Origin of the sequence: Streptococcus downii (assembly GCF_004353325.1) — a bacterium.
Lineage (GTDB): Bacteria > Bacillota > Bacilli > Lactobacillales > Streptococcaceae > Streptococcus > Streptococcus downii.
Map to the genome: position 1 here is coordinate 153,532 of NZ_MZNX01000009.1, position 25,681 is coordinate 179,212.

Consider the following 25,681-nt stretch of genomic DNA (forward strand, 5'->3'; position numbering starts at 1 on the left):
AAAAGACAGCTTAGCTAAAGTTTGACATTGAAATTATTTTGTTATACAATGAACTTAATTCTTAATAAAAAGGAGAACATTATGAAGAAAATTATTACAGCCAGTATGGCTCTTTTATCTGTTGTTGTTTTAGCAGCATGTTCAGGGAAAACAACGTCTGATTCTTCGGCTAAAAATTCAAGCTCTGTAGGACAAACTTCTTCTTCAGAGACCTCATCAACAGCGTCTAGTTCAAAGACAGAAAATAATGAGGTTGTTTTGATCACCGATGAAGAAATTGACAATGCTAAAACTGTTGGAGATGTGAAGAAAGTCTTTGGTAAACTAGTCGACAATTATAAAAAGCATGCAGTTGAAATTGGGGAGAAAATTCCAGAGAGTGGAAAAGAAGCATATAACGCCCAAGTTGAGCCAGCGCTTAAGTCTATGGAGACTGTAAGAGAGTCATTTAACGAAAGCCTTTCAAGCATTGGTTCTGATGATACAGTAGTGCCAGAACAAACTCGTACTCTATTTGTTCAACAGTTGAAAACTGGACGTGACACAATGAAGAAAGCGCTGGAAGCGGCTTATAAAGCAATTGCTCCATACACATCTGGTCAATAATATAAGAAAGTAGGTGTTCGATCACCTGCTTTTTGATTGCTTCAAATCTAAAGCGATACCTACTTAAATAGCTCCAAATTAATAGCAGAGAGTTTGAAAGAAGTACTAACTCTATGAAAAATCCCTGCAAGCTCTTTCAAAATATGGTAGAATGGAAGCAGTAGAATTAGAAAAGGAAATCGATTATGAAATTTCTTGAATTAAACAAAAAACGCCATGCGACCAAGCATTTCACTGATAAACCGGTTGATCCCAAAGATGTGCGTACGGCTATCGAAATCGCAACCTTGGCCCCAAGCGCTCACAACAGCCAACCTTGGAAATTTGTGGTCGTTCGTGAGAAAAATGCTGAATTGGCAAAATTGGCTTATGGTTCGAACTTTGAGCAGGTGTCATCAGCACCTGTAACCATTGCCCTATTTACAGATACAGACCTAGCCAAACGCGCTCGCAAGATTGCCCGCGTTGGTGGTGCGAAGAACTTCTCTGAAGAGCAACTTCAATATTTTATGAAGAATTTGCCTGCCGAGTTTGCGCGTTACAGTGAGCAACAAGTCAGTGACTACCTAGCTCTCAATGCAGGTTTGGTTGCTATGAACTTGGTTCTGGCTCTGACAGACCAAGGAATCGGCTCTAACATTATCCTTGGATTTGATAAATCAAAAGCCAATGAAGTTTTGGACATTGAAGACCGTTTCCGCCCAGAACTCTTGATTACAGTGGGTTACACAGATGAAAAATTGGAGCCAAGCTACCGCTTGCCAGTTGATGAAATCATCGAGAAAAGATAGAAAGAAGAAAAAATGACAGCAATTGATTTTACAGCAGAAGTAGAAAAACGCAAAGAAGACCTCTTGGCTGACTTGTTTAGCCTTTTGGAAATCAACTCAGAACGTGATGACAGCAAGGTTGATGCTGAGCATCCATTTGGACCTGGGCCAGTAAAAGCCTTGGAAAAATTCCTTGAAATCGCAGACCGCGATGGCTATCCAACTAAAAATGTCGATAACTACGCAGGACATTTCGAATTTGGTGATGGAGAAGAAGTTCTCGGAATCTTTGCTCACATGGACGTGGTGCCAGCTGGTAGTGGTTGGGACACAGATCCTTACACACCAACTATCAAAGACGGTCGTCTTTATGCGCGTGGAGCTTCAGACGACAAGGGGCCTACAACAGCTTGTTACTATGGTTTGAAAATCATCAAAGAATTGGGCCTTCCAACTTCTAAGAAAGTTCGTTTCATCGTCGGAACAGACGAAGAATCAGGCTGGGCAGACATGGATTACTACTTTGAACATGTAGGACTAGCAAAACCAGACTTTGGTTTCTCTCCAGACGCTGAATTCCCTATCATCAATGGTGAAAAAGGAAACATCACTGAATACCTCCACTTTGCAGGTGAAAATACAGGTGCAGCTCGTCTTCACAGCTTCACAGGTGGTTTGCGTGAAAACATGGTACCTGAATCAGCAACAGCAGTCGTTTCAGGTGACTTGGTTGACTTGCAAGCTAAACTAGATGCCTTTGTTGCAGAGCACAAACTTAGAGGAGAACTCCAAGAAGAGGCTGGCAAATACAAGGTGACCATCATTGGTAAATCTGCTCATGGTGCTATGCCTGCTTCAGGTGTCAACGGTGCAACCTACCTTGCCCTCTTCCTCAGCCAGTTTGACTTTGCAGGACCTGCAAAAGACTACCTTGACATCGCTGGTAAGATTCTCTTGAATGACCATGAAGGTGAAAATCTCAAGGTGGCTCATGTGGATGAAAAGATGGGTTCCCTTTCTATGAATGCGGGTGTTTTCCGCTTTGACGAAGCAAGTGCTGACAATACCATTGCCCTCAACTTCCGTTATCCAAAAGGAACAAGTCCAGAGCAAATCAAGTCAATCCTTGAAAACTTGCCAGTTGCTTCTGTTAGCCTTTCTGAACACGGACACACGCCTCACTATGTACCGATGGAAGATCCACTTGTGCAAACCTTGTTGAATGTCTATGAAAAACAAACTGGACTTCAAGGTCATGAACAAGTCATCGGTGGTGGAACCTTCGGCCGTTTGCTAGAACGTGGTGTTGCCTACGGAGCTATGTTCCCAGATTCAATTGACACCATGCACCAAGCCAACGAATTTATCGCCTTGGACGATCTCTTCCGAGCAGCAGCAATCTATGCCGAAGCTATTTACGAATTGATCAAATAAAGCTATAGAAGTCTGAGATTTTATGCTTGGACTTCTTTTTGGAGGGAAAACAGATGTCTCAAATCGAAAGAATCAAGCAAGCCATTATGGCGGATCCGCAGAATGCCAGCTATACAGAACGTGGAATCGAACCTCTCTTTGCAGCGCCAGAGACTGCTCGCATTAATGTTATCGGACAAGCTCCGGGCTTTAAAACGCAAGAAGCTGGAATTTACTGGAAGGATAAGAGTGGTGATCGTCTGCGTGAGTGGTTAGGTGTTGATGAAGACACCTTTTACAATTCAGGGTTGTTTGCAGTTATTCCCATGGACTTTTATTTCCCAGGACATGGGAAATCGGGCGACCTTCCACCTCGTACAGGTTTCGCAGAAAAATGGCACCCACAACTCCTCAAGGAATGTCCAAATATTGAATTGACCCTCTTGATTGGCCAATATGCCCAAGCCTATTATTTACATGAGAAAGTTAGTGGCAAGGTAACAGAGCGGGTAAAACGCTACAAAGACTATCTACCAGAATTTTTCCCTCTGGTGCACCCGTCACCACGAAATCAAATCTGGATGGCTAAAAATCCTTGGTTTGAGGCAGAAGTGGTGCCAGAATTGAAAAAAAGAATTAAAACGATTTTAGGAGAAAAAGAATGAAAGAAATTTCCTTCGATGAATTTTACAAGCTTTATCAAAATGAGAAACTTTCTCTAGTGGACGTGAGAGAAGTAGAAGAGTTCGAGACGCTTCATTTAGAAGGTGCTCAGAACCTACCACTTAGTCAATTAGCTGATATCTATGATCAATTGGACAAGGACCAGTTGCATTATGTCATTTGCAAATCTGGGATGAGGTCAGCTCGTGCTTGCCAATTCTTAGAGGAACATGGATACAAGGCCATCAATGTCCAAGGTGGAATGACGGCCTTTGAAAATCTTTAAACCTATATGGTGATAGATCCTAATCTTCCCTTGCTCGGTTCCAACTGAGTGAGGGTTTTTTGTTTTTAGACAATTCTTATTTTTAAAAATATTGAAAACATTCAATGATTAATTTTGGATACTTTTTTCAGAGTCTTAATCATGGTATACTAGGTCAGTATTTTAGAAATATGAAGGAGATTTTTATGGCTAAAAAAGGTGCTCTAACAGGCTTGCTCCTGTTTGGAATATTTTTTGGTGCGGGAAACTTGATTTTTCCACCTTCTCTAGGTGCTTTATCTGGAGAACAGTTTCTTCCTGCCATCGCAGGTTTTGTCTTTTCAGGTGTCGGTATTGCTGTCTTGACACTTATTATTGGAACTCTAAACCCGAAAGGATACATTCACGAGATTTCTAAGAAAATCTCACCTTGGTTTGCGACGCTTTATCTTGCAGTCCTCTATCTATCGATTGGTCCCTTCTTTGCTATTCCGCGTACAGCTACAACAGCTTATGAAGTTGGGATTAGCCCCCTCTTGTCTGAAGCAAATAAAGGTCTAGGATTGATTATCTTTACTGTGCTGTATTTTGCAGCAGCCTATCTGATTTCACTCAACCCTTCAAAGATTTTGGATCGAATCGGACGTGTTTTAACGCCAGTCTTTGCGATTTTGATTGTTATCTTAGTTGTTCTAGGAGCTTTCAAATACGGTGGAACTAGTCCTCAAGTAGCTTCAGCAGCCTATCAATCTTCTGCTTTTGGGACAGGTTTCCTAGAAGGCTATAACACCTTGGATGCCCTAGCCTCAGTGGCCTTCAGTGTAATCGCTGTTCAAACCTTGAAACAACTTGGATTCTCAAGTAAGAAAGAGTACATTTCAACCATTTGGGTTGTTGGTATCGTTGTAGCTCTTGCCTTTAGCGCTCTTTACATTGGTTTAGGTTTCCTTGGAAATCATTTCCCAGTACCAGCAGAAGTGATGAAGGGTGGAACACCAGGTGTTTATATCTTGTCACAAGCAACTCAGGAAATCTTTGGTTCAACAGCTCAACTCTTCCTTGCTGTTATGGTAACTGTAACCTGCTTCACAACGACAGTTGGCTTGATTGTGTCGACAGCCGAGTTCTTTAACGGTCGTTTCCCACAAATCAGCTACAAGGTCTATGCCACTGCCTTTACCTTGATTGGATTTGCTATTGCAAATCTTGGTCTTGATGCAATCATTAAGTATTCAGTGCCAGTACTGGTAATCTTGTACCCAATCACCATCGCCATTGTGATGATCGTGATTGTTAATAAGTTTGTTGCCCTATCAAAACCGGGTATGCAGTTGACAATAGGAGTAGTTACAGCAATCGCTCTTGCAAGTGTTCTTGGAAGTTCCTTTAAGATTGAGTTTCTAGCAAATCTCGTCAATGCTCTTCCGTTTGCAGCTGCCTCTCTACCGTGGTTGGTGCCAGCTATTATTGGAATTTTGCTTTCCTTGGTTTTACCAAACAAGCAAGAAAGCGATGTTTTTGAAATGGAATAAAAAATAGAAATCACTTTTGTAAGTCAACTCTACAGGAGTGATTTTTCTTTTTTCCTCTCTACTGAAATGTGCTATAATAGGTAGCAAAAGAGGTGAAGAAATGAATCAAACTGTAAACTATATCAAAGAATTAACCGCTATTGCATCTCCGACGGGTTTTACTCGTGAGATTTCAGACTATCTAGTCCATACTTTAGAAGAGCTTGGTTACCAGCCTGTTCGCACAGCAAAGGGTGGTGTCAATGTAACTATCAAAGGTCAAAACGATGATCAACAGCGCTATGTGACTGCCCATGTGGACACACTCGGAGCTATTGTACGTGCTATCAAACCTGACGGTCGTCTCAAATTGGACCGTATCGGTGGTTTCCCTTGGAACATGATTGAGGGAGAAAACTGTACAGTCCATGTGGCTAGCACAGGTAAAAAGGTATCTGGAACCATCCTCATCCACCAGACTTCTTGTCATGTCTACAAGGATGCAGGAACTGCTGAACGCACTCAGGATAATATGGAAGTGCGTTTGGACGAAAAAGTGACCAATGAAAAAGAAACCCGCGCCTTGGGCATCGAGGTTGGCGACTTTATCAGTTTTGACCCGCGAACTGTTGTGACAGAGACTGGTTTTATCAAGTCCCGCCACTTGGATGACAAGGTCAGCGCAGCGATTTTGCTCAATCTTCTTCGTGTTTATAAGGAAGAGGGAATTGAGTTGCCAGTAACAACTCATTTTGCCTTTTCAGTCTTTGAAGAGGTAGGCCACGGTGCAAACTCCAATATTCCAGCTCAGGTAGTGGAATATCTAGCTGTAGATATGGGAGCTATGGGAGATGACCAGCAGACAGACGAATATACAGTGTCTATCTGTGTCAAGGATGCTTCAGGTCCCTATCACTATGACTTCCGTCAACACTTAGTAACTTTGGCGAAGGAGCAAGATATTCCATTTAAGCTCGACATTTATCCATTTTACGGTTCGGATGCTTCGGCAGCTATGTCAGCAGGAGCAGAGGTCAAACACGCCCTTCTTGGAGCTGGTATTGAATCAAGTCACTCTTACGAACGAACACACATTGATTCAGTCGTGGCGACCGAGCGTATGGTAGACGCCTATCTCAAGAGTGCATTGGTAGACTAATATGTGCTTGATTTGTCAAAGAATTGAATGGATCAAGGCAGGGGAAAATCCCTACTTTGTAAAAGAACTAGAAACAGGCTATGTGGTAATTGGAGACCACCAATACTTTAAGGGCTATACCTTATTTCTAGCAAAAAAGCATGTCACAGAACTCCACCAAATGGAAACCTCTGTAAAACTTCGTTTTCTAGAGGAAATGAGTTTGGTCCAAGAAGCTGTTGCCAAAGCGTTTAAGGCTGAAAAGATGAACATAGAACTTCTAGGAAATGGAGATGCCCACGCTCACTGGCACCTCTTTCCAAGACGGTCGGGTGATATGAAGGGTCATGGTCTTAATGACCGTGGTCCAGTCTGGTGGGTGCCCTGGGAAGAAATGGCGGCAGAAGATTACCAAGTGCAATCCCCTGAACTGGAACAAATGATAAGAGCCTTATCCGATGAACTAGAGAAGCACGTGGTTTAAGAGAGGAAGAAAAAATGAAAAAAAGATACATTGTTTTATCTGGTTTGCTGGCAGTAACCCTAGCAGCATGTTCTCAAGAAAAACCTAAAAATGAAGAAAATACTCAAAAAACGGAACAAACTAGTCAACCTGAAGGAACTGTAGGGAGCAAATCTCAAGCTTCTAGTCAGAAGAAGGCAGAAGTTGTCAATAAGGGAGACTACTATAGTATTCAAGGGAAGTACGATGAAATCGTCATAGCTAATAAGCACTATCCTTTGTCAAAAGACTATAATCCAGGAGAAAATCCAACAGCTAAAGCAGAGTTGCTGAAGCTCATTGCAGCAATGCAAGCAGCTGGCTACCCAATCAGCGATCACTACAGTGGTTTTAGAAGTTATGAAACTCAAACCAAACTTTATCAAGACTATGTGAATCAAGACGGGAAGGAAGCAGCAGATCGCTACTCAGCTCGCCCAGGTTATAGTGAACACCAAACAGGTCTTGCATTTGACCTTATTGGGACAGATGGAGATTTAGTTACTGAAGAAAAGGCGGCCCAGTGGCTCTTGGATCATGCGGCTGACTATGGCTTTGTTGTTCGCTATCTCAAAGGCAAGGAAAAAGAGACTGGCTACATGGCGGAAGAATGGCATCTTCGCTACGTCGGAAAAGAAGCCAAAGAAATTGCTGCAAGTGGTCTCAGTTTGGAAGAGTACTATGGCTTTGAAGGCGGAGATTACGTCGATTAAAAAAGTAATTTTTCTCTTGCTTTTTTAGATAAATAGTGTATAATGGAAAGGTATGTGTAAAGCATACTTGTGGGAGGTAAAAATCTTTAATTACCGCCAAAACCACAAAGGAGGATTTAAAAATGGCTAAAAAAGTCGAAAAACTTGTAAAATTGCAAATCCCTGCTGGTAAAGCTACACCAGCTCCACCAGTTGGACCTGCTCTTGGTCAAGCTGGTATCAACATCATGGGATTCACAAAAGAGTTCAACGCTCGTACAGCTGACCAAGCTGGTATGATCATTCCAGTTGTTATCTCAGTATACGAAGACAAATCATTTACTTTCGTTACAAAAACACCACCAGCTGCTGTTCTTTTGAAAAAAGCTGCAGGTGTTGAAAAAGGATCAGGTACACCTAACAAAACCAAAGTTGCTACAGTTACTCGTGCACAAGTACAAGAAATTGCAGAAACTAAGATGCCAGATTTGAACGCAGCAAACATTGAGTCTGCAATGCGTATGATCGAAGGTACTGCTCGTTCTATGGGATTCACTGTTGTTGACTAATCAATAACACCCCCAATATAACCCGCAAGACTTCATCATTTCGAGAAGTGACGTGGGAGATGAAAATCGATTGAACCACTTACAAGGAGAATAGAAAATGGCTAAAAAAAGCAAACAACTTCGTGCTGCTCTTGAAAAAATCGACAGCACAAAAGCATACAGTGTAGAAGAAGCTGTAGCACTTGCAAAAGAAACTAACTTTGCAAAATTTGACGCAACTGTAGAAGTTGCTTACAACTTGAACATCGACGTTAAAAAAGCTGACCAACAAATCCGTGGAGCAATGGTATTGCCAAACGGTACTGGTAAAACTTCACGCGTTCTTGTTTTCGCACGTGGTGCAAAAGCTGAAGAAGCAAAAGCTGCTGGTGCAGACTTTGTTGGTGAAGATGACCTTGTTGCAAAAATCAACGATGGTTGGTTGGACTTCGACGTAGTTATCGCTACACCTGACATGATGGCTCTTGTTGGACGTCTTGGACGTGTCCTTGGACCACGTAACTTGATGCCAAACCCTAAAACTGGTACTGTAACAATGGATGTTGCTAAAGCAGTTGAAGAGTCTAAAGGTGGTAAGATTACTTACCGTGCTGACCGTGCAGGTAACGTTCAAGCAATCATCGGTAAAGTATCATTTGAAGCTGAAAAATTGGTTGAAAACTTTAAAGCTTTCAACGAAACAATCCAAAAAGCAAAACCAGCTACAGCTAAAGGAACTTACGTAACAAACTTGACAATCACAACTACTCAAGGTGTTGGTATCAAGGTTGACGTAAACTCACTTTAATTAACAGATTTTTAAAAACGAGTACGAAAGTGCTCGTTTTTTTGATGATAAGTTCATTCCAGGGAAAATAACTCTATTAATAGCCTGATGGAGCAAGAGAATAGTGCTTTTCCTTTTTTCTTTCTTAAAAAATATGCTATAATATAGAGTAAAAAACTTTGAAAGAAAGAAAAAGATGAATTTAAAAGATTATATCGCAACGATTGAAAATTATCCTAAAGAAGGCATCACCTTCCGTGATATCAGCCCTTTGATGGCAGATGGTAATGCCTATAGCTACGCTGTTCGTGAAATTGTTCAGTATGCAACAGACAAGAAGATCGACATGATTGTGGGTCCAGAGGCTCGTGGATTTATTGTTGGCTGTCCCGTTGCCTTTGAGTTGGGAATTGGCTTTGCTCCTGTTCGTAAACCAGGGAAACTGCCACGTGAAGTCATTTCTGCTGATTATGAGAAAGAGTACGGTATTGATACCTTGACCATGCATGCTGATGCGATTAAACCAGGTCAACGCGTTCTCATCGTAGATGATCTCTTGGCAACAGGTGGAACTGTCAAGGCAACAATTGAGATGATCGAAAGACTTGGTGGAGTTGTGGCAGGTTGTGCTTTCTTGATTGAGTTGGATGAGCTTAAAGGCCGTGAAAAAATCGGAGATTACGATTACAAGGTACTTATGCATTATTAATGAAAAACAGTCCTTGGGGCTGTTTTGTCTTCATCTGCTATATAAATTAACTATAGCTAGTTAGAGAAAAACTATAATTGAAAACTATATCTTCTTGCAGTATAATAAAAGGACTAAGTGTTTGAGATTTGACTTCAAACACATTCAATTATTTCTAAAAGAGTACAGTTAGGAGAAGGTTATGCCGATTCGAATTGATAAAAAATTGCCAGCTGTTGAGATTTTACGGACAGAGAATATCTTTGTCATGGATGATCAACGTGCGGCCCACCAAGATATCCGTCCCTTGAAAATTTTGATTTTAAACCTAATGCCCAAAAAAGTGGTCACAGAGACCCAGTTGTTACGGCATTTAGCAAATACTCCTTTGCAATTGGACATAGACTTTCTCTATATGGAGAGCCACCGTTCCAAGACGACTCGTGCCGAACATATGGAAACCTTCTATAAGACCTTCCCAGAGGTCAAGGATGCCTTTTTTGATGGAATGATCATCACAGGAGCCCCAGTGGAGCACTTGCCTTTTGAGGAAGTGGACTATTGGGAGGAATTCAGTCAGGTGCTTGAGTGGTCCAAGACCCATGTCTATTCGACCCTTCATATCTGCTGGGGTGCCCAAGCAGGTCTTTATGCTCGCTATGGAGTTGATAAACACCAGATGGAGCAGAAATTGTCAGGCATTTACCTGCAGGATACCTTGAAAGAGGGCCATCTTCTCTTTCGTGGTTTTGATGATAGCTATGTAGCTCCCCATTCTCGTTATACAGAAATCTATAAGGAAGAGATATTAGGAAAAACCAATCTGGAAATCCTCTCTGAGGGAGAACAAGTCGGCGTTTCAATTTTAGCCAGTCGGGATCTTCGTGAGATTTATAGTTTTGGTCATTTAGAATATGACCGTGATACTCTAGCAAAAGAGTATTTTCGTGATTGTGAGGAAGGACTTAATCCTCACATTCCAGAAAATTACTTCAAAAATGATGATGTGAATGAGACACCGTGTCTCTGTTGGTCTTCATCAGCTGCCCTCTTTTTCAGTAACTGGGTTAACTATGCTGTCTATCAGGAAACTCCTTTTGACTGGAAAAAGGTAGAGGACGATGCGGCTTCATTTGGATATTTATAAGAGGAATTATGACATATTTTGACGCTTTTAAATCAGGGAACTTGGTTTTGCCAAGTGCCCTGCTCTTGCATTTTAAGGAACTCTTTCCTTCCAGCGAAGATTTTCTGGTCTGGCAATTTTTCTATTTACAAAATACCACAGCCTTAGGAGATGTTTCACCTAGCCAGATTGCTGAAATTATTGGCAAAGAGGTAGCAGATGTCAACCAATCCATTTCGAATTTGACTGAAAATGGTTTGCTACAATATCGGACCATTGAACTAAATGGGGAAATTGAGCTGATTTTTGATGCTAGTTTGGCTTTTGAACGCTTGGATAGCTTGCTAGACAACCAAACTCCAGATACAACTGCCCCCAACCCGCAGAATCAATTGAAGGATCTGGTTGAAACTTTTCAGCAAGAATTGGGACGCTTATTAACACCATTTGAAATCGAAGATCTTTCTAAGACTGTCAAAGAAGACGGAGTTAAGGCGGATTTGATCAAGGAAGCTCTCCGAGAGGCTGTTCTCAATGGCAAGCCAAACTGGAAATATATTCAGGCAATCCTACGAAACTGGCGCCATGAAGGTATTCAGTCTGTGGCTCAGGTAGAGGCCAAACGAGCAGAGCGAGAAGCTAACAATCCCAAACAAGTGCAAGCTTCGGCTGATTTCCTCGATGCTATGAATTTGTGGCAAGAGTAGCCGCTCGGAAAATCTTGTAAATTAGAGTAAGATTTGCAAGCTCCTTATAAATATGATAAAATAATAGAAAATAAAATGAAAAAAGAGGTATGTGAAATGTCACGTAAACCATTTATCGCTGGTAACTGGAAAATGAACAAAAATCCAGAAGAAGCAAAAGCATTCGTTGAAGCCGTTGCCTCAAAACTTCCTTCATCAGACCTTGTTGAAGCAGGTATCGCAGCTCCAGCTCTTGATTTGACAACTGTTCTTGCTGCTGCTAAAGGTTCAAACCTTAAAGTTGCTGCTCAAAACTGCTACTTTGAAAATGCAGGTGCTTTCACTGGTGAAACTAGCCCACAAGTTTTGAAAGAAATCGGTACTGACTACGTTGTTATCGGTCACTCAGAACGCCGTGACTACTTCCATGAAACTGACGAAGATATCAACAAAAAAGCAAAAGCGATCTTTGAAAACGGTATGCTTCCAATCATCTGTTGTGGTGAGTCACTTGAAACTTACGAAGCTGGTAAAGCTGCTGAATTCGTAGGTGCACAAGTATCTGCTGCATTGGCTGGATTGACAGCTGAACAAGTTGCTGCATCAGTTATCGCTTATGAGCCAATCTGGGCAATCGGTACTGGTAAATCAGCTTCACAAGACGACGCACAAAAAATGTGTAAAGTAGTTCGTGACGTTGTAGCGGCTGACTTTGGTCAAGAAGTTGCGGACAAAGTTCGTGTTCAATACGGTGGTTCTGTTAAACCTGAAAACGTTGCTTCATACATGGCTTGCCCAGACGTTGACGGTGCCCTTGTTGGTGGTGCGTCACTTGAAGCTGAAAGCTTCTTGGCATTGCTTGATTTTGTAAAATAATCTAACTTATTCCAGACAGACAGTCAAAAGTACCAGATGACTTTGACTGCCTGTCTTGTTTTTACTTGGAGTATTCTTGTGAAAGAGGAATTTTTCCGACTAGGAAAGTTCCTTAGGGAAGGAAAGGCGTGCGGATGCGCGCTCTTTTCTGTATCAAAAGGTTATGAAAGGGGGAGTTATGCTCTATATTTGGTCTTATTTGAAAAAATACCCCAAGTGGTTATTCATGGATTTCTTTGGAGCGGTTTTCTTTGTTGTCGTCAATCTTGGATTACCAACTGTTCTGGCTCGGATGATTGATGAAGGTGTGAACAAAGGGAATGAACAGCAATTGTATGTTTGGGCTGCCATCATGCTGGTGATTATCCTATGTGGAACCTTGGGGCGTATAGTCTTAGCCTACGCTGCTAGTAAGCTAACGACCAATATGGTCAAGGATATGAGGGATGATCTCTATGCCAAATTGCAAGAGTATTCTCATCATGAATATGAAAAGATTGGAGTATCTTCACTGGTTACTCGTATTACCAGTGATGCCTTTGTTCTCATGCAGTTTGCAGAACAGACCTTAAAACTGGGTGTCATCACTCCCATGATGATGCTGTCTAGCATCTTAATGATCTTTTTGACCAGCCCGTCATTAGCTTGGATAGTGGCTTTTGCAGTACCTTTCTTGGCTGTGGTGGTCATTTATGTTGCTGTTAAAACTCGTCCTTTATCAGAGAAACAGCAGAAAACTTTGGACAAAATCAATCAATACGCTCGTGAAAATCTGATGGGGCTTCGTGTCATTCGTGCCTTTGCCCGTGAGGAGTTTCAAGAGGAACGCTTTGCAGGACAAAATGCAGTCTATGCAGCTAATTCCAATCGTCTGTTTAAACTAACTGGTCTGACAGAACCCTTGTTTGTTCAGATTATCATTGCCATGATTGTAGCTATTGTCTGGTTCGCTCTGGGCCCTATCAAACAGGGTAGTTTGCAAATTGGAGATCTGGTGGCCTTTATCGAATATAGTTTCCACGCTCTCTTGTCCTTCCTTTTCCTATCCAATCTCTTCACCATGTACCCTCGTACAGCCGTTTCGAGTGAACGTTTGAAAGAAGTCATGGATATGCCGATTTCTATTGATCCCAATGAAGGAGGCGTTAGAGAGACAGCAACCCACGGCTATTTGGAATTTGAAAATGTCACCTTTGCTTATCCAGGGGAGACGGAAAATCCTGTTTTGCACAATATTTCATTCTGTGCCAAACCAGGCGAAACCATTGCCTTTATCGGTTCGACCGGATCTGGTAAGTCCTCTCTTGTGCAATTGATTCCTCGTTTTTACGATGTTACCCTTGGGAAAATCAAAGTTGATGGTGTCGATGTGAGGGATTACCGACTTAAGTCTCTTCGTCAAAAGATTGGATTTATCCCACAGAAGGCTTTACTCTTTACAGGAACCATCGCTGAGAATATTCGCTATGGGAAGGAAGATGCCAGTCACAAAGACCTACATCAGGCGGCAGATGTGGCGCAAGCTAAAGATTTTATTGAAAGTCGAGAAGAAGGATTTGCGACCCATCTAGCTGAAGGCGGAAGCAACCTTTCTGGGGGACAGAAACAGCGCCTTTCAATTGCCAGAGCGGTTATAAAGAATCCTGATATCTATATTTTTGATGATTCTTTCTCAGCCTTGGATTATCGCACAGATGCCATTCTACGCCGTCGTCTCAAGGAAGTCACTCAAAATGCTACAGTCTTAATCGTTGCCCAACGTGTTGGGACCATTATGGATGCGGACCAAATTATCGTTCTTGATAAGGGAGAAATCGTGGGTCGCGGTCGACATGAGGAATTGATGGAGACTAATGACATCTATCGTGAAATAGCTGAGTCGCAGTTGAAAAATGCATCTCTAACAGAAGAATAGGAGGAAATATGAAAGCACAATCTAGTTTGGCTCGTTTGTGGAGCTATTTAAAGGCCTACCGTTTTTCTGTCTTTTTTGCAGTCTTTCTAAAAGTTTTAAGTGTGGTCATGAGTGTCTTGGAGCCTTTTGTCTTGGGGCTGGCCATTACGGAGTTGACAAAAAACATCTTAGATATGGCTAAGGGCCTTTCAGGTGCTGGTATCAATACTGGCTACATCGGAACTGTTTTAATCATTTATCTCTTTAGAGGTTTCTTGTATGAACTTGGTTCTTATTATTCCAACTATTTCATGACCAATGCGGTCCAGTCCATGACCCAAGATCTGCGAAATGAAATGACTGAAAAGATCAATCGTATCCCTGTGTCTTTCTTTGACAAACACCAGTTTGGTGATTTATTGGGACGCTTTACCAGTGATGTTGAGACAGTTTCCAATGCCCTTCAGCAGTCTTTTCTTCAAATTGTAAATGCCCTTTTGACGATTGTCCTCGTCATGGGAATGGTATTATACTTAAACTTTCAGCTGGCTATAGTGGTGATTCTATCCATTCCAGTGACCTATTTTGGTGCAAGAAGTATCCTGAAACGTTCTCAGCCTTATTTTAAAGAGCAGGCGGCTATTTTAGGACGGATGAATGGCTACGTGCAGGAAAATCTCACAGGTTTTAATGTCTTGAAACTCTATGGTCGTGAGGAAACTTCTCATAAAGAATTTTCTGAGATTACGGACGACCTCCAACGTGTTGGCTTTAAAGCCAGCTTTATCTCTGGACTCATGATGCCAGCTCTCCATGCCGTATCAGACTTGACCTATCTGATCGTTGCAGTTCTTGGTGGTTTGCAGGTTATTGCGGGCCGTTTGACAGTGGGGAATATGCAGGCCTTTGTTCAGTATGTTTGGCAGGTCAGCCAGCCTATCCAAAACATCACTCAACTTGCGGGTCAAATGCAAAGTGCCAAGTCTTCGCTCGATCGTATCTTCGATATCTTGGATGAGACAGAGGAAGTCGAGGGAGAAGAACTCGAAATCCTTGAACCCTTAACAGGTCAGGTAACTTTTAAGCAGGTTGATTTCCAGTATGTCGAAAACAAACCATTGATTCGAGACTTTAATCTAGAAGTTCAACCGGGAGAGATGGTAGCGATTGTAGGTCCGACTGGAGCTGGTAAGACAACCTTGATTAATCTACTCATGCGTTTTTATGATGTTACAGCAGGTGCAATCTTGGTTGACGGGCAGGATATCCGTCAGTTGTCACGACAAGACTACCGCCGTCAGTTTGGGATGGTCTTGCAGGATGCTTGGCTTTATGAAGGTACTATCAAAGAAAACCTACGTTTTGGAAATCTTGACGCCAGTGATGAGGAAATAATAGAAGCTGCCAAAGCAGCAAATGTAGACCACTTTATTCGAACTCTTCCTGGTGGTTACAATATGGAGATGAACCAAGAGTCCAGCAATATTTCCCTCGGGCAAAAGCAACTCTTGACCATCGCGCGTGCTCTCCTAGCCAATCCTAAAATTCTCATTCTGGATGAAGCAACTTCCTCTGTTGACACCCGTTTGGAACTCTTGATTCAAAAAGCCATGAAACGGTTGATGAAGGGAAGAACCAGCTTTGTCATCGCCCACCGTCTTTCGACCATTCAAGAAGCAGATAAGATTCTCGTTCTTAAAGATGGACAGATTATTGAGCAGGGAAATCATGAAAGCTTGCTCCAAGAAAAAGGCTTCTATTACGACCTTTATCAAAGTCAATTTTCGAGTAAATCCGATCAAGTCAGCTAATAAAATAAGGCTAGATTTTTCTTAAATTATCAGTCTATTTCAACTTTTTTAATATGAGTTAATTCCCTTGCTTTTGTATACCAGGAGTAGTATACTTAGGTAGTAATCAATAAATTGGTTACAAAAATAATATTTACGAGGTAAGAAAAATGGTTGAATTGAAAAAAGAAGCAGTAAAAGACGTAACAACATTATCTAAAGCAGCGCCAGTAGCATTGGCAAAAACAAAGGAAGTATTGAACCAAGCAGTAGCGGACTTGTATGTGGCTCACATTGCCCTTCACCAAGTTCACTGGTATATGCGTGGTCGTGGTTTCCTCGTATGGCATCCAAAAATGGATGAATACATGGATAGCCTTGATGGTTATCTTGACGAAATCAGCGAACGTTTGATTACCCTTGGAGACAAACCTTACTCAACTTTGACAGAGTTCCTTCAACACAGTGAAATCGAAGAAGAAGAAGGAGAATTCCGCAACGTTGAAGAAAGCTTGGAACGTGTTCTAGCGATTTATCGCTACCTCATCGCTCTTTTCCAAAAAGCTTTGGATGTGACTGATGAAGAAGGCGATGATGTTACAAACGATATCTTTGTTGGTGCTAAGGCTGAACTTGAGAAAACAGTTTGGATGCTTGCAGCAGAACTTGGACAAGCTCCTGGTTTGTAAAATATAGTTGCTACCCCTTTTATCATGAGGTGCTTGATAAGTGCCCATGACCAATCATCTTTTAAAAGTCATGTAACTGTAAAAAGTTGCATGATTTTTTTGTTTGCTGGACTTAGGACACATTGTCAAAAGTAGGATTTTACGGTATAATAGTTGCTGTTCGAGAAATTTTGATTGTCAAAAAATAGTGAAATGTTATAAGGAGAACCCATGAACAACTTACCAAACTGCCCAAAATGTAATTCAGAATATGTCTACGAAGACGGAAGTCTCTTGGTCTGCCCAGAGTGTGCCTATGAGTGGAATCCTGCAGAAGTTGCAGAAGTAGAAGAAGGCGTTGTCGCTATCGATGCCAATGGATATAAATTGGCTGACGGAGATACTGTGACCCTTATTAAGGACTTGAAAGTAAAAGGTGCGCCAAAGGATTTGAAACAAGGAACTCGTGTCAAAAATATCCGTATCGTAGAAGGTGACCACAACATCGACTGTAAGATTGATGGCTTTGGAGCTATGAAACTCAAATCAGAATTTGTTAAGAAAATCTAGCCATGAAACTGAACTACAAATTTATCTTTTATAGTCGTGTACTTTTGTTCTTAGCGGCATTTACAGGAGTTTATTTAGAGATTACCAAGCACGGTGGTTTTGGTATGCTCCTTTACTACACAGTGTTGTCCAATCTTTTGGTAACGATTTTCACGGGCTATCTGCTCCGTGTGATGAGCCGTTCAGGTGAAAATTGGCAAAGTCCGACCTTGCTTCGTCTCAAGGGTGGCGTTACCATGAGTATCATGATTACCTGTGTGATTTACCATTTTATGCTTGCTCCGATAGCGACAGACTTTTATCGTGTGGAGAATTTCCTTTGCCACTATATCGTTCCACTCTGGTTTTTAGCCGATACCCTCTTCTTCGATAAACAGGGTCAATACAAGATCTGGGATCCAGTCTTGTGGACCATCTTGCCCTTGGTTTATATGATTTTTGCCTTGTTTAACGGCCTGGTCTTAAAACTCAATATTCCGAATTCCAAGGACAATCCCTTCCCTTATTTCTTCTTAAATGTGGCTAAGGGTTGGGACGTGGTCATAAAATGGTGTTTGATCATTTTTGTAGCCTATATGGTTGCAGGCTTTATCTTCTATCTGATCAAACAAATCAAGCGAAAATAGTCTTCCTATTAGGAAAGTTAGAACGGAGTCTCTAGTTCAAACAGGCTCCTTCTTTTCTTGCCATCTTCCTTTTAAAAGGATCAACAGTGAGAAATATATAGAAAGAAAATTCATGAAACAATATTTAGAACGGGCTAGTATCTTGGCCCTCTCCCTCGTTTTGATTACTTCCTTTTCCATCTCGAGTGCTTTGCCAGCCATGTTTGACTACTATCAGGGCTATCCCAAAGAACAAATCGAGCTCTTGGTCAGCCTTCCTTCTTTTGGAATCATGATCATGCTGATTTTAAATGGTTTTTTGGAACGTTTGTTTTCTGAGCGTCTTCAAATTAGTCTAGGGCTTCTCATCCTCTCTATTGGGGGAACAGCCCCCTTCTGGTATCAGGATTATAACTTTGTCTTTGCGATGCGGATTTTATTTGGTTTGGGTGTGGGGATGATCAATGCCAAGGCCATTTCTATTATCAGTGAACGCTATCATGGAAAGACACGAATCCAGATGCTGGGTCTCCGCGGATCAGCAGAAGTTGTCGGGGCATCGATTTTGACTCTAGTGGTAGGTCAACTCTTATCCCTGGGATGGACAGTGACCTTCTTGGCCTACAGTGCGGGATTTTTAGTATTGAGCCTTTATCTGCTCTTTGTCCCTTATGGCAAAGAAAAGAAAGAAACAAAGAAAAAAGAGGCCGAAACGACTCGTTTGACAGGACAGATGAAAGGATTAATTTTTCTATTGGCTGTCGAAGCAGCAGTCGTTGTCTGCACTAACACAGCTATCACCATTCGTATTCCTAGTCTGATGGTGGAAAGAGGCCTCGGGGATGCTCAATTATCTAGTTTTGTTCTTAGTGTCATGCAGCTGATTGGGATTGTGGCTGGTGTGAGTTTTTCTTTCTTGATTTCTCTCTTTAAAGAAAGATTGCTCCTTTGGTCAGGCATTACCTTTGGATTGGGGCAGATTGTGATTGCCTTGTCTCCGTCATTGGGTGTGATGGTAGTTGGAAGTATTGTGGCAGGTTTTTCCTACAGTGTGGCCTTGACCACTGTTTTTCAGCTTCTTTCTGAAAGAATACCAGCCAAGCTCCTTAATCAGGCAACATCATTTGCAGTGCTAGGATGTAGCTTTGGAGCCTTTACGACACCTTTCATTCTTGGGGCGATTGGCTTGGTAGCTCAAAACGGTATGTTGGTCTTCACCATTCTAGGATGCTGGTTAATAGTGACTTCCGTATTTGTCATGGTTGCACTTCAAAAGAAAGCTTAGGATTGATTTCCTAAGTTTTTCTTTTTTGTTTTTGTCCCCAGACAATTATTGTTTTTTAAACTTGTTTGTACTATTATTTCCTGATAAAATAGACACATGACAAGATATAAAGCAATTATTTCCTATGACGGCTATGCCTTTGCTGGCTTTCAGCGTCAGCCCCATGCGCGGAGCGTTCAGGAGGAAATCGAAAAAACCTTAACGAGGCTGAATAAAGGACAAGCGGTTACTGTTCACGGTGCTGGTAGGACAGATAGTGGGGTCCACGCTCTTGGTCAGGCCATTCATTTTGACCTCCCCTATCAAATGAATGAGGAAAAACTCCGTTTTGCTCTGGATACCCAGTCTCCTGAAGATATCGATGTGATTTCGATTGAGCTTGTGGCGGATGATTTTCATTGCCGTTATGCCAAGCATAGCAAGACCTATGAGTTTATAGTAGATAGGGGGCGTCCTAAGAATCCGATGCGTCGTCACTATGCCACTCACTTTCCCTATCCCCTCGATGTGGAGCGGATGCAGGAGGCTGTCAAGAAATTAGAAGGAACCCATGATTTTACCGGTTTTACAGCATCTGGGACTAGTGTAGAGGACAAGGTTCGGACCATCACAGAAGCAAGTCTAACAGTTGATGAGACAGGGCAGTTTTTGACCTTTAGCTTTTCAGGGAATGGTTTCTTGTATAAGCAGATTCGCAATATGGTGGGAACGCTGCTCAAAATCGGAAATAATCGAATGCCAGTTGAGCAGATTGACTTGATTTTGGAGAAGAAGGACAGGCAACTTGCAGGTCCAACGGCGGCACCAAATGGTTTGTATTTAAAGGAGATTCGTTATGAAGAATAATCGTATTTTAGCACTTTCTGGGAATGATATTTTTAGTGGTGGAGGTCTGTCAGCTGATTTGGCTACCTATACCTTGAACGGCTTGCATGGTTTCGTAGCAGTGACTTGTTTGACAGCTTTGACAGAAAAGGGGTTTGAAGTCTTTCCTACGGATGATACTATTTTCCAACATGAGTTGGATAGCTTGCGTGATGTGGACTTTGCAGGGATTAAGATTGGCCTTCTTCCTACTGTCAGTGTGGCTGAGAAAGCCTTAGACTTTATCAAGCAACGTCCGGGAGTGCCTGTGGTATTGGATCCCGTCTTGGTCTGCAAGGAAACGCATGATGTAGCGGTCAGCCAACTCTGTCAAGAGTTGATTCGTTTTTTTCCTCATGTTAGCGTGATTACACCTAATCTCCCAGAAGCAGAATTGCTAGCTGATCAGGAGATCAAAACCTTGGAAGATATGAAAGCTGCAGCGCAGAAATTGTATGATTTAGGAGCGCCGGCAGTTATTATCAAGGGAGGCAATCGCCTTAGTCAGGACAAGGCTGTGGATGTCTTTTATGATGGACAAACTTTCACTGTCCTAGAAAATCCCGTTATCCAAGGGCAGAATGCTGGTGCAGGATGCACCTTTGCCTCAAGCATTGCCAGTCACTTGGTTAAAGGTGATGAACTTTTAACAGCAGTGGAGAGCTCTAAAGCTTTCGTTTACCGTGCCATTGCACAAGCAGATCAATATGGAGTAAGACAATATGAAGCAAACAAAAACAACTAAAATCGCCCTTGTATCCCTTCTAACCGCCCTTTCTGTGGTTCTAGGTTATTACTTGAAAATTGGAACGCCAACAGGAATATTGACTCTCTTGGATGCAGGTATTTTCTTTACTGCCTTTTACTTTGGCAGTAAAGAAGGAGCTGTCGTTGGAGGACTAGCAGGATTCCTAATTGACCTTTTATCAGGCTATCCACAGTGGATGTTCTTTAGTTTAGTGAACCATGGCTTGCAAGGATTTTTTGCAGGTTTTAAAGGGAAGTGGCAATGGCTAGGCCTTGTCTTGGCTACTATCGTCATGGTAAGTGGCTACGCCCTAGGTTCTACCCTTATGAATGGCTGGTCAGCAGCCTTGCCAGAAATCCTTCCAAACTTCCTGCAAAATACCTTGGGAATGGTTGTGGGATTTGTAGTCTTTCAGAGTGTTAAGAAGATTAAGTAGAGAGGTTGAGTCAAAAGTCTTTAAAATCAAAAAACGCATAGTATCAGGTGTTGAATAAACTTGATACTATGCGTTTTATTATTTTGACTCTCAGTCTTCCTGTAGATAATAGGAAATTACAACAGAAGAATTACTATCAAAATAGGAATCTTTATCAAAATATTTGCAATTTTCTATTGTAATACTATGTATTTTGTAATTTTTAATAAAATGAGGTAATTTTTCATATTTTTCTTCAAGTAATGTTACATTATGAAATCCAATATTCTCAAAAAGCTCTTTTACTTCGAAAGGTTCTTTTGCAAGTAAAATCTCATAATCATCAGGTGGAAGAATATACTGATTCTTTAAAATATCATTAAGCCGCTCCGAAATTCGTAAACTAACATTTTTAGGCATACTTGAGTCAGTGTTTTCACTTGAGATTCTAACTTTTCCTGTTAAAATTCCATAATCATTATAATCTAAAGTAAAACACCAAGTTGAAATTCGACTATTTGAATATACCTCCAAATTAATTAAAGCTTGGCTAATTTCTACTTTTTTTATTCGAATAATTTTATCGGTTTCTTCGTGAATTATTCTATTGAACTCTTCTTGATTTAAGAATTCTGGAAATTGAATGGATAAAGATTGTCTAAGCTCCTCATCTTGTTTCTTTTCAAGACGCTCTTGACTATTCCATGAGTGTACTTCAAGAATAATATTTACAACTTTACCTGGAATACTTATAACATTAGAAATTCCTGTCATAGTATTATTGACTATATTCACAGCTCCATCTACAGTATTGCCAGTTATTTTTGAAGTTTCATCGACAACTATTTTTACGGCTTTTGAAGTCTCATTAGCAATATCATTAACAACCTTCGAGGATTCATTAACGATACCATTTACAACCTTAGAAGTTTCGTTAGTAACGTTGTCAACTAATTTAAAGAAATCATTTAACATAAAATAATACCATTAATCAAAATAAAGCAAGTCTTTGCTGGTGCTGGTGAAGAGGTCAAAGCCATCCTTAGTGACGACACCGCAGTCTTCGATACGGACACCGACTTTTCCAGGGATATAGATACCTGGTTCAACAGAGAAGCACATGCCTTCTTCGATGACCATGTCGTTTCCTTCCATGATAGATGGAAATTCGTGGACATCCATACCGATACCGTGACCGAGACGGTGGTTGAAGTACTCACCGTAGCCCGCTTTTTCGATGACTTCACGGGCGGCGCGGTCCACTTCATGGGCAGTCACACCTGGATTGATAAAGTCAAGGGCAGCTTGTTGGGCTTCAAGGGTCAAGTTGTAAATATCTTTTTTGAATTGGTCTGGTTTGCCGACAGCGATCGTACGAGTCATATCTGAGGCGTAGCCATTGACCATAACACCCAGGTCAAAGAGGAGAAGGGCATCCTTTTCGACCTTGTTTGCTCCAGGGATACCGTGTGGATTTGCAGCGTTATCACCAGTCAAGACCATGGTATCAAAGCTCATTTCATAGCCTTCATGCTTCATGGCAAAGTCGATTTGGGCAATGATATCTGTCTCAGTCTTATCAAGAGAAATATTATCAAAACCAACTTTAACCGCCTTATCAGCATAGAGACCAGCAACCATCATTTTTTGCACTTCATCAGCTGATTTGATGAGGCGCATGCGTTGGATGCGAGGAGTGAGGTTTTCAAACTCAGCAGTTTCAAAAACTGTTTTCAAACCATGGTATTTGGTTAAGATGAGATTGTCAAACTCGACTGCCACACGTCTGAAGTCTAACTGTGGCAAGGCATTTTGGATTTTCTTCCAAGGGTTTTCAGAGTCCACATAGCCCATAACTGGGAAGGAAACAGTGCTTGTTGCACGCTCTACTTCAAGGGCTGGAACGAAGAGAAGCGGTTCCTGATTTGCTAGGACAAAGAGGAACATTTGGCGTTCATGGGGATCACTGTAAAAGCCAGTGAGGTAATTGATAGTGACGGGGTCAGATACGACAGCGACGTCTAGTTTTTCTGATTCAAGATATGTTAGGATTTGTTGTAATTTAGACATATGCTACCTTCTTTCTACCCCTCTATTTTGGCAAAAAAAGAGAGAAAATGCAAGGGAGAAGGGTAAAAGAACAGGCAAAAAGAACTCCGACAAGATAGGGGAGTTCTTTGATATAATTTTCCTTAGTTTAAGAAAAGTCAGCCTTGCTTTTGACGTCGCTGTATTCTTCAGCGATTTCTTGACTGAGGATGTTCTCATAGGCAGGGAGTTGGATATCCTGACCGTATTTCTTCTTGAGAGCAGTAGTGACGAGGCGATAAGCCAGATTGGCATTACGAGAGAGGATAGGTCCGTGGAAGTAGGAACCAAAGACGTTCTTATAATGAACCCCTTCGCCGACCTTTTCTTCGTTGTTTCCATTTCCATAGACCACCTGTCCCAGTGGTTTTTGGTCATCTGAGAGGAAGGTGCGACCTTGATGATTTTCAAAGCCATAGTAGGTTTCATCGAAGTCTTCATTGTGAATCTTGATGTCACCGATAAAGCGGTTGTTGGTTTGGTTGAGGGTATAATGTCCCATGACACCGAGCCCTTCGATGCGTTTACCTGAAGCCTCAACATAATATTGGCCCAATAGTTGGAAACCACCACAGATAGCTAGAACCACTCCGTCGTTTTGGATGTAGTTGTCAATGCTTTCTTTTTTAGCAGGAAGGTCTCCAGCGATAATACTTTGTTCAAAGTCTTGACCACCACCGAAAAAGGCGATGTCGTAGTGATTTTCATCAAAGTCATCATGAAGTGAAACGATGTCAACCGTCACATGGGCCCCTAGTTTTTCAGCCACATACTTGAGCATGAGGATGTTTCCATTATCCCCGTAGGTATTCATAAGGTTTCCATAGAGGTGGGCGATGTTGAGCTGATAAGGGTAGTTGCCAGCTTTTGAGGAAAGTGAAGTATAAACCATCAGTTCATCTCCTTTCTAACAATCTGACGACTAGCCAGCAGTTCGCGGAATTCAAGCATAGCAGTATAGGTTGCTAGGATATAGGCATGCTTACAATCTTGGTTCTCAATGGTCTTGAGAACTTGTTCCAGACTACTTGTCTCAGTGATTTTATCAGCTGGGTAGCCCGTTACCCGTAGACGACGAGCGATTTCAGAATGACGAACACCGCCAGCGTTGATTTCAGGAATGTCCATGTCAGTGATTTGTTCAAAGTCAGCATCCCAAATCCAGCTAGTATCAATCCCATCAGCATAGTTGGCGTTGAGAAGGACAGATAGGCTAAATGGATAAGGAGCTAGTTTGATCATCTCGATAGCTTGGGTAGCACCGACTGGATTCTTAATCAAGACAAGAGTACATTCCTTATCACCGATATGGAAGGTCTCCTGGCGTCCAAAGACAGCACGGCTCTTGTCAAATCCTTGCTTGATCAGTTGTGAATCAGCACCGAGGAAACGGGCAATAGCAACCGCAGCAAGGGCATTGTAGATATTATAGAGTCCACCGATTTGGATGCCGTATTCTTGGCCGTCAATGACAAAGCGAGAGCGATTGTTGGTCAACTCAACCAGTTCTGTCAGACGGTAGTCCAAGTCAGGACGTTTGCAGCCACAATTTTCGCAGATATAGGCCCCCAAGTTGGCATAGGTATTGTGCTCATATTTGAGGATGCCTTGACAGTCAGGGCAGAGAATACCTTCAGTATTGTAGTGAGCAAGTTGGGCTGGCCCTTTCTCCAAGTCAAAACCAAAATACTCTACAGGATTTGGAATAGCTGGCTTGTAGAATAGGGGGCTATCACCATTTAGAAGAACAGTAGCCGTAGGCACCTTACGAATGGCATCCAAAATCATCTTATAAGTTGTGTAAATCTCACCATAGCGGTCCATCTGGTCACGGAAAATATTAGTGATAACAAAAAGGCTAGGATGGATATAGTCACAGATACGAGAAAGACTGGCCTCGTCGATTTCGAGAACGGCAATGTTTTTCCCAGTTTTAGACGATTTGGCAGTCAAGAAGGTTGTCGTTATCCCTGTGATCATGTTGGCACCACTTGGATTGGTCAGAACCTGACCATAAACCTCTTTTAAAATGCCGACAGTGAGGGCAGTTGTCAGGGTTTTTCCGTTGGTTCCAGTGACCACGACAATCTCGTAGTTCTTAGCTAGATTTTGTAAAATATCTTTATCAAATTGAAGGGCGAGTTTTCCTGGGAGCGTACTTCCACGGCCAAGACGGCTCAAGATGAAGTGAGATGAACGCCCAGCAAGAAGGCCCAAAGTAGTTTTTAATTTCATGTTTCTATTATATCATACTGCGCCCAGCAGTCCAATAACTAAAGTAACCTCTACGATCAACTAAAAAAGTAACCTCAAAGGCGCTTTTTAGGCTCTAATTAAACCAATCAAATACCAACCTTTGGATTTTTTAACTTTGGTAACTTTAAGAAATGAATCTTTCTCACTCTGAACATAAAAAAGTAGAGGACATCAATTATCCTCTACAGATTTTAAAATTTCATTAATCTACTACAGTTGACAAAGAT

General features: G+C 41.7%; 28 protein-coding genes. 24 read left to right on the top strand and 4 right to left on the bottom strand.

Annotation, left to right across the window (positions count from 1 at the left end; genetic code table 11):
* The first annotated feature begins 81 nt into the window (after positions 1-81).
* The 24 genes from E2R31_RS06945 (at position 82) to E2R31_RS07060 (ending at position 21,131) form a co-directional block, all read left to right on the top strand.
* Complete coding sequence (locus E2R31_RS06945; protein WP_132973627.1) at positions 82-606, top strand: hypothetical protein; 525 nt, start codon at positions 82-84, stop codon at positions 604-606.
* Positions 607-791: 185 nt separating this feature from the next.
* On the top strand, positions 792-1,397 hold the full coding sequence (locus E2R31_RS06950) for a nitroreductase family protein (protein ID WP_000670152.1): 606 nt from the start codon (positions 792-794) through the stop codon (positions 1,395-1,397).
* 12 nt (positions 1,398-1,409) lie between these two features.
* Positions 1,410-2,810, top strand: a complete 1,401-nt coding sequence (pepV, locus tag E2R31_RS06955) for a dipeptidase PepV (RefSeq protein ID WP_132973629.1) — start codon at positions 1,410-1,412, stop codon at positions 2,808-2,810.
* Between the two features lie 53 nt (positions 2,811-2,863).
* Positions 2,864-3,454 carry a uracil-DNA glycosylase family protein gene (locus E2R31_RS06960; protein ID WP_132973631.1) on the top strand — a complete coding sequence of 197 codons (591 nt, stop codon included), beginning with the start codon at positions 2,864-2,866 and terminating at the stop codon, positions 3,452-3,454.
* Positions 3,451-3,738, top strand: coding sequence for a rhodanese-like domain-containing protein (locus E2R31_RS06965; protein ID WP_125450305.1), 288 nt, complete (start codon positions 3,451-3,453; stop codon positions 3,736-3,738). Before E2R31_RS06960 ends, E2R31_RS06965 begins: the two co-directional genes overlap by 4 nt.
* 185 nt (positions 3,739-3,923) lie before the next feature.
* On the top strand, positions 3,924-5,249 hold the full coding sequence (gene brnQ / locus E2R31_RS06970; protein WP_162284892.1) for a branched-chain amino acid transport system II carrier protein: 1,326 nt from the start codon (positions 3,924-3,926) through the stop codon (positions 5,247-5,249).
* A 100-nt stretch (positions 5,250-5,349) separates the two neighbouring features.
* Positions 5,350-6,387: a M42 family metallopeptidase gene (locus tag E2R31_RS06975; protein WP_125450304.1), complete on the top strand. Its 1,038-nt coding sequence runs from the start codon at positions 5,350-5,352 to the stop codon at positions 6,385-6,387.
* A 1-nt stretch (position 6,388) separates the two neighbouring features.
* Entirely contained in the window at positions 6,389-6,850 is a 462-nt protein-coding gene (locus tag E2R31_RS06980) for an HIT family protein (RefSeq protein WP_125450303.1), read from the top strand.
* Positions 6,851-6,864: 14 nt separating this feature from the next.
* Positions 6,865-7,581, top strand: coding sequence for an LD-carboxypeptidase LdcB/DacB (gene ldcB / locus E2R31_RS06985; protein ID WP_044021158.1), 717 nt, complete (start codon positions 6,865-6,867; stop codon positions 7,579-7,581).
* A 122-nt stretch (positions 7,582-7,703) separates the two neighbouring features.
* A complete protein-coding gene (gene rplK / locus E2R31_RS06990) occupies positions 7,704-8,129 on the top strand; it encodes a 50S ribosomal protein L11 (protein WP_001085808.1) in 426 nt (141 codons plus the stop codon).
* 97 nt (positions 8,130-8,226) lie between these two features.
* Positions 8,227-8,916 carry a 50S ribosomal protein L1 gene (gene rplA, locus E2R31_RS06995; protein WP_001085675.1) on the top strand — a complete coding sequence of 230 codons (690 nt, stop codon included), beginning with the start codon at positions 8,227-8,229 and terminating at the stop codon, positions 8,914-8,916.
* Positions 8,917-9,091: 175 nt separating this feature from the next.
* Positions 9,092-9,604 carry an adenine phosphoribosyltransferase gene (locus E2R31_RS07000; RefSeq protein ID WP_001049316.1) on the top strand — a complete coding sequence of 171 codons (513 nt, stop codon included), beginning with the start codon at positions 9,092-9,094 and terminating at the stop codon, positions 9,602-9,604.
* A 181-nt stretch (positions 9,605-9,785) separates the two neighbouring features.
* Positions 9,786-10,730, top strand: coding sequence for a homoserine O-acetyltransferase MetA (gene metA / locus E2R31_RS07005; protein ID WP_132973633.1), 945 nt, complete (start codon positions 9,786-9,788; stop codon positions 10,728-10,730).
* A gap of 8 nt (positions 10,731-10,738) precedes the next feature.
* Positions 10,739-11,416 (top strand): DnaD domain-containing protein, encoded by a 678-nt coding sequence (locus E2R31_RS07010; RefSeq protein ID WP_132973635.1) that lies wholly within the window; start codon positions 10,739-10,741, stop codon positions 11,414-11,416.
* Positions 11,417-11,512: 96 nt separating this feature from the next.
* Positions 11,513-12,271: a triose-phosphate isomerase gene (gene tpiA / locus E2R31_RS07015; RefSeq protein ID WP_132973637.1), complete on the top strand. Its 759-nt coding sequence runs from the start codon at positions 11,513-11,515 to the stop codon at positions 12,269-12,271.
* Between the two features lie 178 nt (positions 12,272-12,449).
* Entirely contained in the window at positions 12,450-14,186 is a 1,737-nt protein-coding gene (locus E2R31_RS07020) for an ABC transporter ATP-binding protein (RefSeq protein ID WP_132973639.1), read from the top strand.
* 8 nt (positions 14,187-14,194) lie between these two features.
* Positions 14,195-15,976 (top strand): ABC transporter ATP-binding protein, encoded by a 1,782-nt coding sequence (locus E2R31_RS07025; RefSeq protein ID WP_132973641.1) that lies wholly within the window; start codon positions 14,195-14,197, stop codon positions 15,974-15,976.
* A gap of 149 nt (positions 15,977-16,125) precedes the next feature.
* Positions 16,126-16,644 carry a Dps family protein gene (locus E2R31_RS07030; RefSeq protein WP_165941801.1) on the top strand — a complete coding sequence of 173 codons (519 nt, stop codon included), beginning with the start codon at positions 16,126-16,128 and terminating at the stop codon, positions 16,642-16,644.
* A gap of 210 nt (positions 16,645-16,854) precedes the next feature.
* Positions 16,855-17,193, top strand: coding sequence for a zinc ribbon domain-containing protein YjdM (locus tag E2R31_RS07035; RefSeq protein WP_132973645.1), 339 nt, complete (start codon positions 16,855-16,857; stop codon positions 17,191-17,193).
* Positions 17,194-17,195: 2 nt separating this feature from the next.
* The gene (locus tag E2R31_RS07040) at positions 17,196-17,819 is read left to right on the top strand and encodes a Pr6Pr family membrane protein (protein ID WP_132973647.1); all 624 of its coding nucleotides are present in this window, start codon (positions 17,196-17,198) and stop codon (positions 17,817-17,819) included.
* Between the two features lie 112 nt (positions 17,820-17,931).
* Entirely contained in the window at positions 17,932-19,083 is a 1,152-nt protein-coding gene (locus E2R31_RS07045) for an MFS transporter (protein WP_132973648.1), read from the top strand.
* A gap of 96 nt (positions 19,084-19,179) precedes the next feature.
* The gene (gene truA / locus E2R31_RS07050) at positions 19,180-19,929 is read left to right on the top strand and encodes a tRNA pseudouridine(38-40) synthase TruA (RefSeq protein WP_132973650.1); all 750 of its coding nucleotides are present in this window, start codon (positions 19,180-19,182) and stop codon (positions 19,927-19,929) included.
* Positions 19,919-20,692: a bifunctional hydroxymethylpyrimidine kinase/phosphomethylpyrimidine kinase gene (locus tag E2R31_RS07055; RefSeq protein WP_132973652.1), complete on the top strand. Its 774-nt coding sequence runs from the start codon at positions 19,919-19,921 to the stop codon at positions 20,690-20,692. The genes truA and E2R31_RS07055 overlap by 11 nt, the downstream gene beginning before the upstream one ends.
* A complete protein-coding gene (locus tag E2R31_RS07060; RefSeq protein WP_061408613.1) occupies positions 20,670-21,131 on the top strand; it encodes an ECF transporter S component in 462 nt (153 codons plus the stop codon). Before E2R31_RS07055 ends, E2R31_RS07060 begins: the two co-directional genes overlap by 23 nt.
* A 90-nt stretch (positions 21,132-21,221) precedes the next feature.
* Here the strand turns inward: E2R31_RS07060 and E2R31_RS07065 are convergent, their stop codons facing one another.
* The 4 genes from E2R31_RS07065 to murT all read right to left on the bottom strand — a co-directional run bounded on the left by E2R31_RS07065 (position 21,222) and on the right by murT (position 25,433).
* Positions 21,222-22,085, bottom strand: a complete 864-nt coding sequence (locus E2R31_RS07065; protein ID WP_061408616.1) for a hypothetical protein — start codon at positions 22,083-22,085, stop codon at positions 21,222-21,224.
* Positions 22,086-22,097: 12 nt separating this feature from the next.
* Positions 22,098-23,180 (bottom strand): M24 family metallopeptidase, encoded by a 1,083-nt coding sequence (locus E2R31_RS07070; RefSeq protein WP_132973654.1) that lies wholly within the window; start codon positions 23,178-23,180, stop codon positions 22,098-22,100.
* A gap of 127 nt (positions 23,181-23,307) precedes the next feature.
* Positions 23,308-24,090 (bottom strand): lipid II isoglutaminyl synthase subunit GatD, encoded by a 783-nt coding sequence (gene gatD, locus E2R31_RS07075; RefSeq protein WP_132973656.1) that lies wholly within the window; start codon positions 24,088-24,090, stop codon positions 23,308-23,310.
* Entirely contained in the window at positions 24,090-25,433 is a 1,344-nt protein-coding gene (gene murT, locus E2R31_RS07080) for a lipid II isoglutaminyl synthase subunit MurT (protein WP_132973658.1), read from the bottom strand. Before murT ends, gatD begins: the two co-directional genes overlap by 1 nt.
* Positions 25,434-25,681 lie beyond the last annotated feature (248 nt).

Excerpts from the sequence above, each read along its gene's own strand:
- E2R31_RS06945 (WP_132973627.1), top strand. The coding sequence starts at position 82 with ATGAAGAAAATTATTACAGCCAGTATGGCTCTTTTATCTGTTGTTGTT.
- E2R31_RS07010 (WP_132973635.1), top strand. The coding sequence starts at position 10,739 with ATGACATATTTTGACGCTTTTAAATCAGGGAACTTGGTTTTGCCAAGT.
- rplA (WP_001085675.1), top strand. The coding sequence starts at position 8,227 with ATGGCTAAAAAAAGCAAACAACTTCGTGCTGCTCTTGAAAAAATCGAC.
- brnQ (WP_162284892.1), top strand. The coding sequence starts at position 3,924 with ATGGCTAAAAAAGGTGCTCTAACAGGCTTGCTCCTGTTTGGAATATTT.
- E2R31_RS07060 (WP_061408613.1), top strand. The coding sequence starts at position 20,670 with ATGAAGCAAACAAAAACAACTAAAATCGCCCTTGTATCCCTTCTAACC.
- E2R31_RS07070 (WP_132973654.1), bottom strand. The coding sequence starts at position 23,180 with ATGTCTAAATTACAACAAATCCTAACATATCTTGAATCAGAAAAACTA.
- E2R31_RS07065 (WP_061408616.1), bottom strand. The coding sequence starts at position 22,085 with ATGTTAAATGATTTCTTTAAATTAGTTGACAACGTTACTAACGAAACT.
- E2R31_RS06950 (WP_000670152.1), top strand. The coding sequence starts at position 792 with ATGAAATTTCTTGAATTAAACAAAAAACGCCATGCGACCAAGCATTTC.
- metA (WP_132973633.1), top strand. The coding sequence starts at position 9,786 with ATGCCGATTCGAATTGATAAAAAATTGCCAGCTGTTGAGATTTTACGG.
- pepV (WP_132973629.1), top strand. The coding sequence starts at position 1,410 with ATGACAGCAATTGATTTTACAGCAGAAGTAGAAAAACGCAAAGAAGAC.
- E2R31_RS07025 (WP_132973641.1), top strand. The coding sequence starts at position 14,195 with ATGAAAGCACAATCTAGTTTGGCTCGTTTGTGGAGCTATTTAAAGGCC.
- E2R31_RS07040 (WP_132973647.1), top strand. The coding sequence starts at position 17,196 with ATGAAACTGAACTACAAATTTATCTTTTATAGTCGTGTACTTTTGTTC.
- tpiA (WP_132973637.1), top strand. The coding sequence starts at position 11,513 with ATGTCACGTAAACCATTTATCGCTGGTAACTGGAAAATGAACAAAAAT.
- E2R31_RS07000 (WP_001049316.1), top strand. The coding sequence starts at position 9,092 with ATGAATTTAAAAGATTATATCGCAACGATTGAAAATTATCCTAAAGAA.
- E2R31_RS07055 (WP_132973652.1), top strand. The coding sequence starts at position 19,919 with ATGAAGAATAATCGTATTTTAGCACTTTCTGGGAATGATATTTTTAGT.
- gatD (WP_132973656.1), bottom strand. The coding sequence starts at position 24,090 with ATGGTTTATACTTCACTTTCCTCAAAAGCTGGCAACTACCCTTATCAG.
- E2R31_RS06960 (WP_132973631.1), top strand. The coding sequence starts at position 2,864 with ATGTCTCAAATCGAAAGAATCAAGCAAGCCATTATGGCGGATCCGCAG.
- E2R31_RS06975 (WP_125450304.1), top strand. The coding sequence starts at position 5,350 with ATGAATCAAACTGTAAACTATATCAAAGAATTAACCGCTATTGCATCT.
- rplK (WP_001085808.1), top strand. The coding sequence starts at position 7,704 with ATGGCTAAAAAAGTCGAAAAACTTGTAAAATTGCAAATCCCTGCTGGT.
- E2R31_RS07030 (WP_165941801.1), top strand. The coding sequence starts at position 16,126 with ATGGTTGAATTGAAAAAAGAAGCAGTAAAAGACGTAACAACATTATCT.
- E2R31_RS07035 (WP_132973645.1), top strand. The coding sequence starts at position 16,855 with ATGAACAACTTACCAAACTGCCCAAAATGTAATTCAGAATATGTCTAC.
- E2R31_RS06965 (WP_125450305.1), top strand. The coding sequence starts at position 3,451 with ATGAAAGAAATTTCCTTCGATGAATTTTACAAGCTTTATCAAAATGAG.
- E2R31_RS07020 (WP_132973639.1), top strand. The coding sequence starts at position 12,450 with ATGCTCTATATTTGGTCTTATTTGAAAAAATACCCCAAGTGGTTATTC.
- E2R31_RS06980 (WP_125450303.1), top strand. The coding sequence starts at position 6,389 with ATGTGCTTGATTTGTCAAAGAATTGAATGGATCAAGGCAGGGGAAAAT.
- murT (WP_132973658.1), bottom strand. The coding sequence starts at position 25,433 with ATGAAATTAAAAACTACTTTGGGCCTTCTTGCTGGGCGTTCATCTCAC.
- E2R31_RS07045 (WP_132973648.1), top strand. The coding sequence starts at position 17,932 with ATGAAACAATATTTAGAACGGGCTAGTATCTTGGCCCTCTCCCTCGTT.
- truA (WP_132973650.1), top strand. The coding sequence starts at position 19,180 with ATGACAAGATATAAAGCAATTATTTCCTATGACGGCTATGCCTTTGCT.
- ldcB (WP_044021158.1), top strand. The coding sequence starts at position 6,865 with ATGAAAAAAAGATACATTGTTTTATCTGGTTTGCTGGCAGTAACCCTA.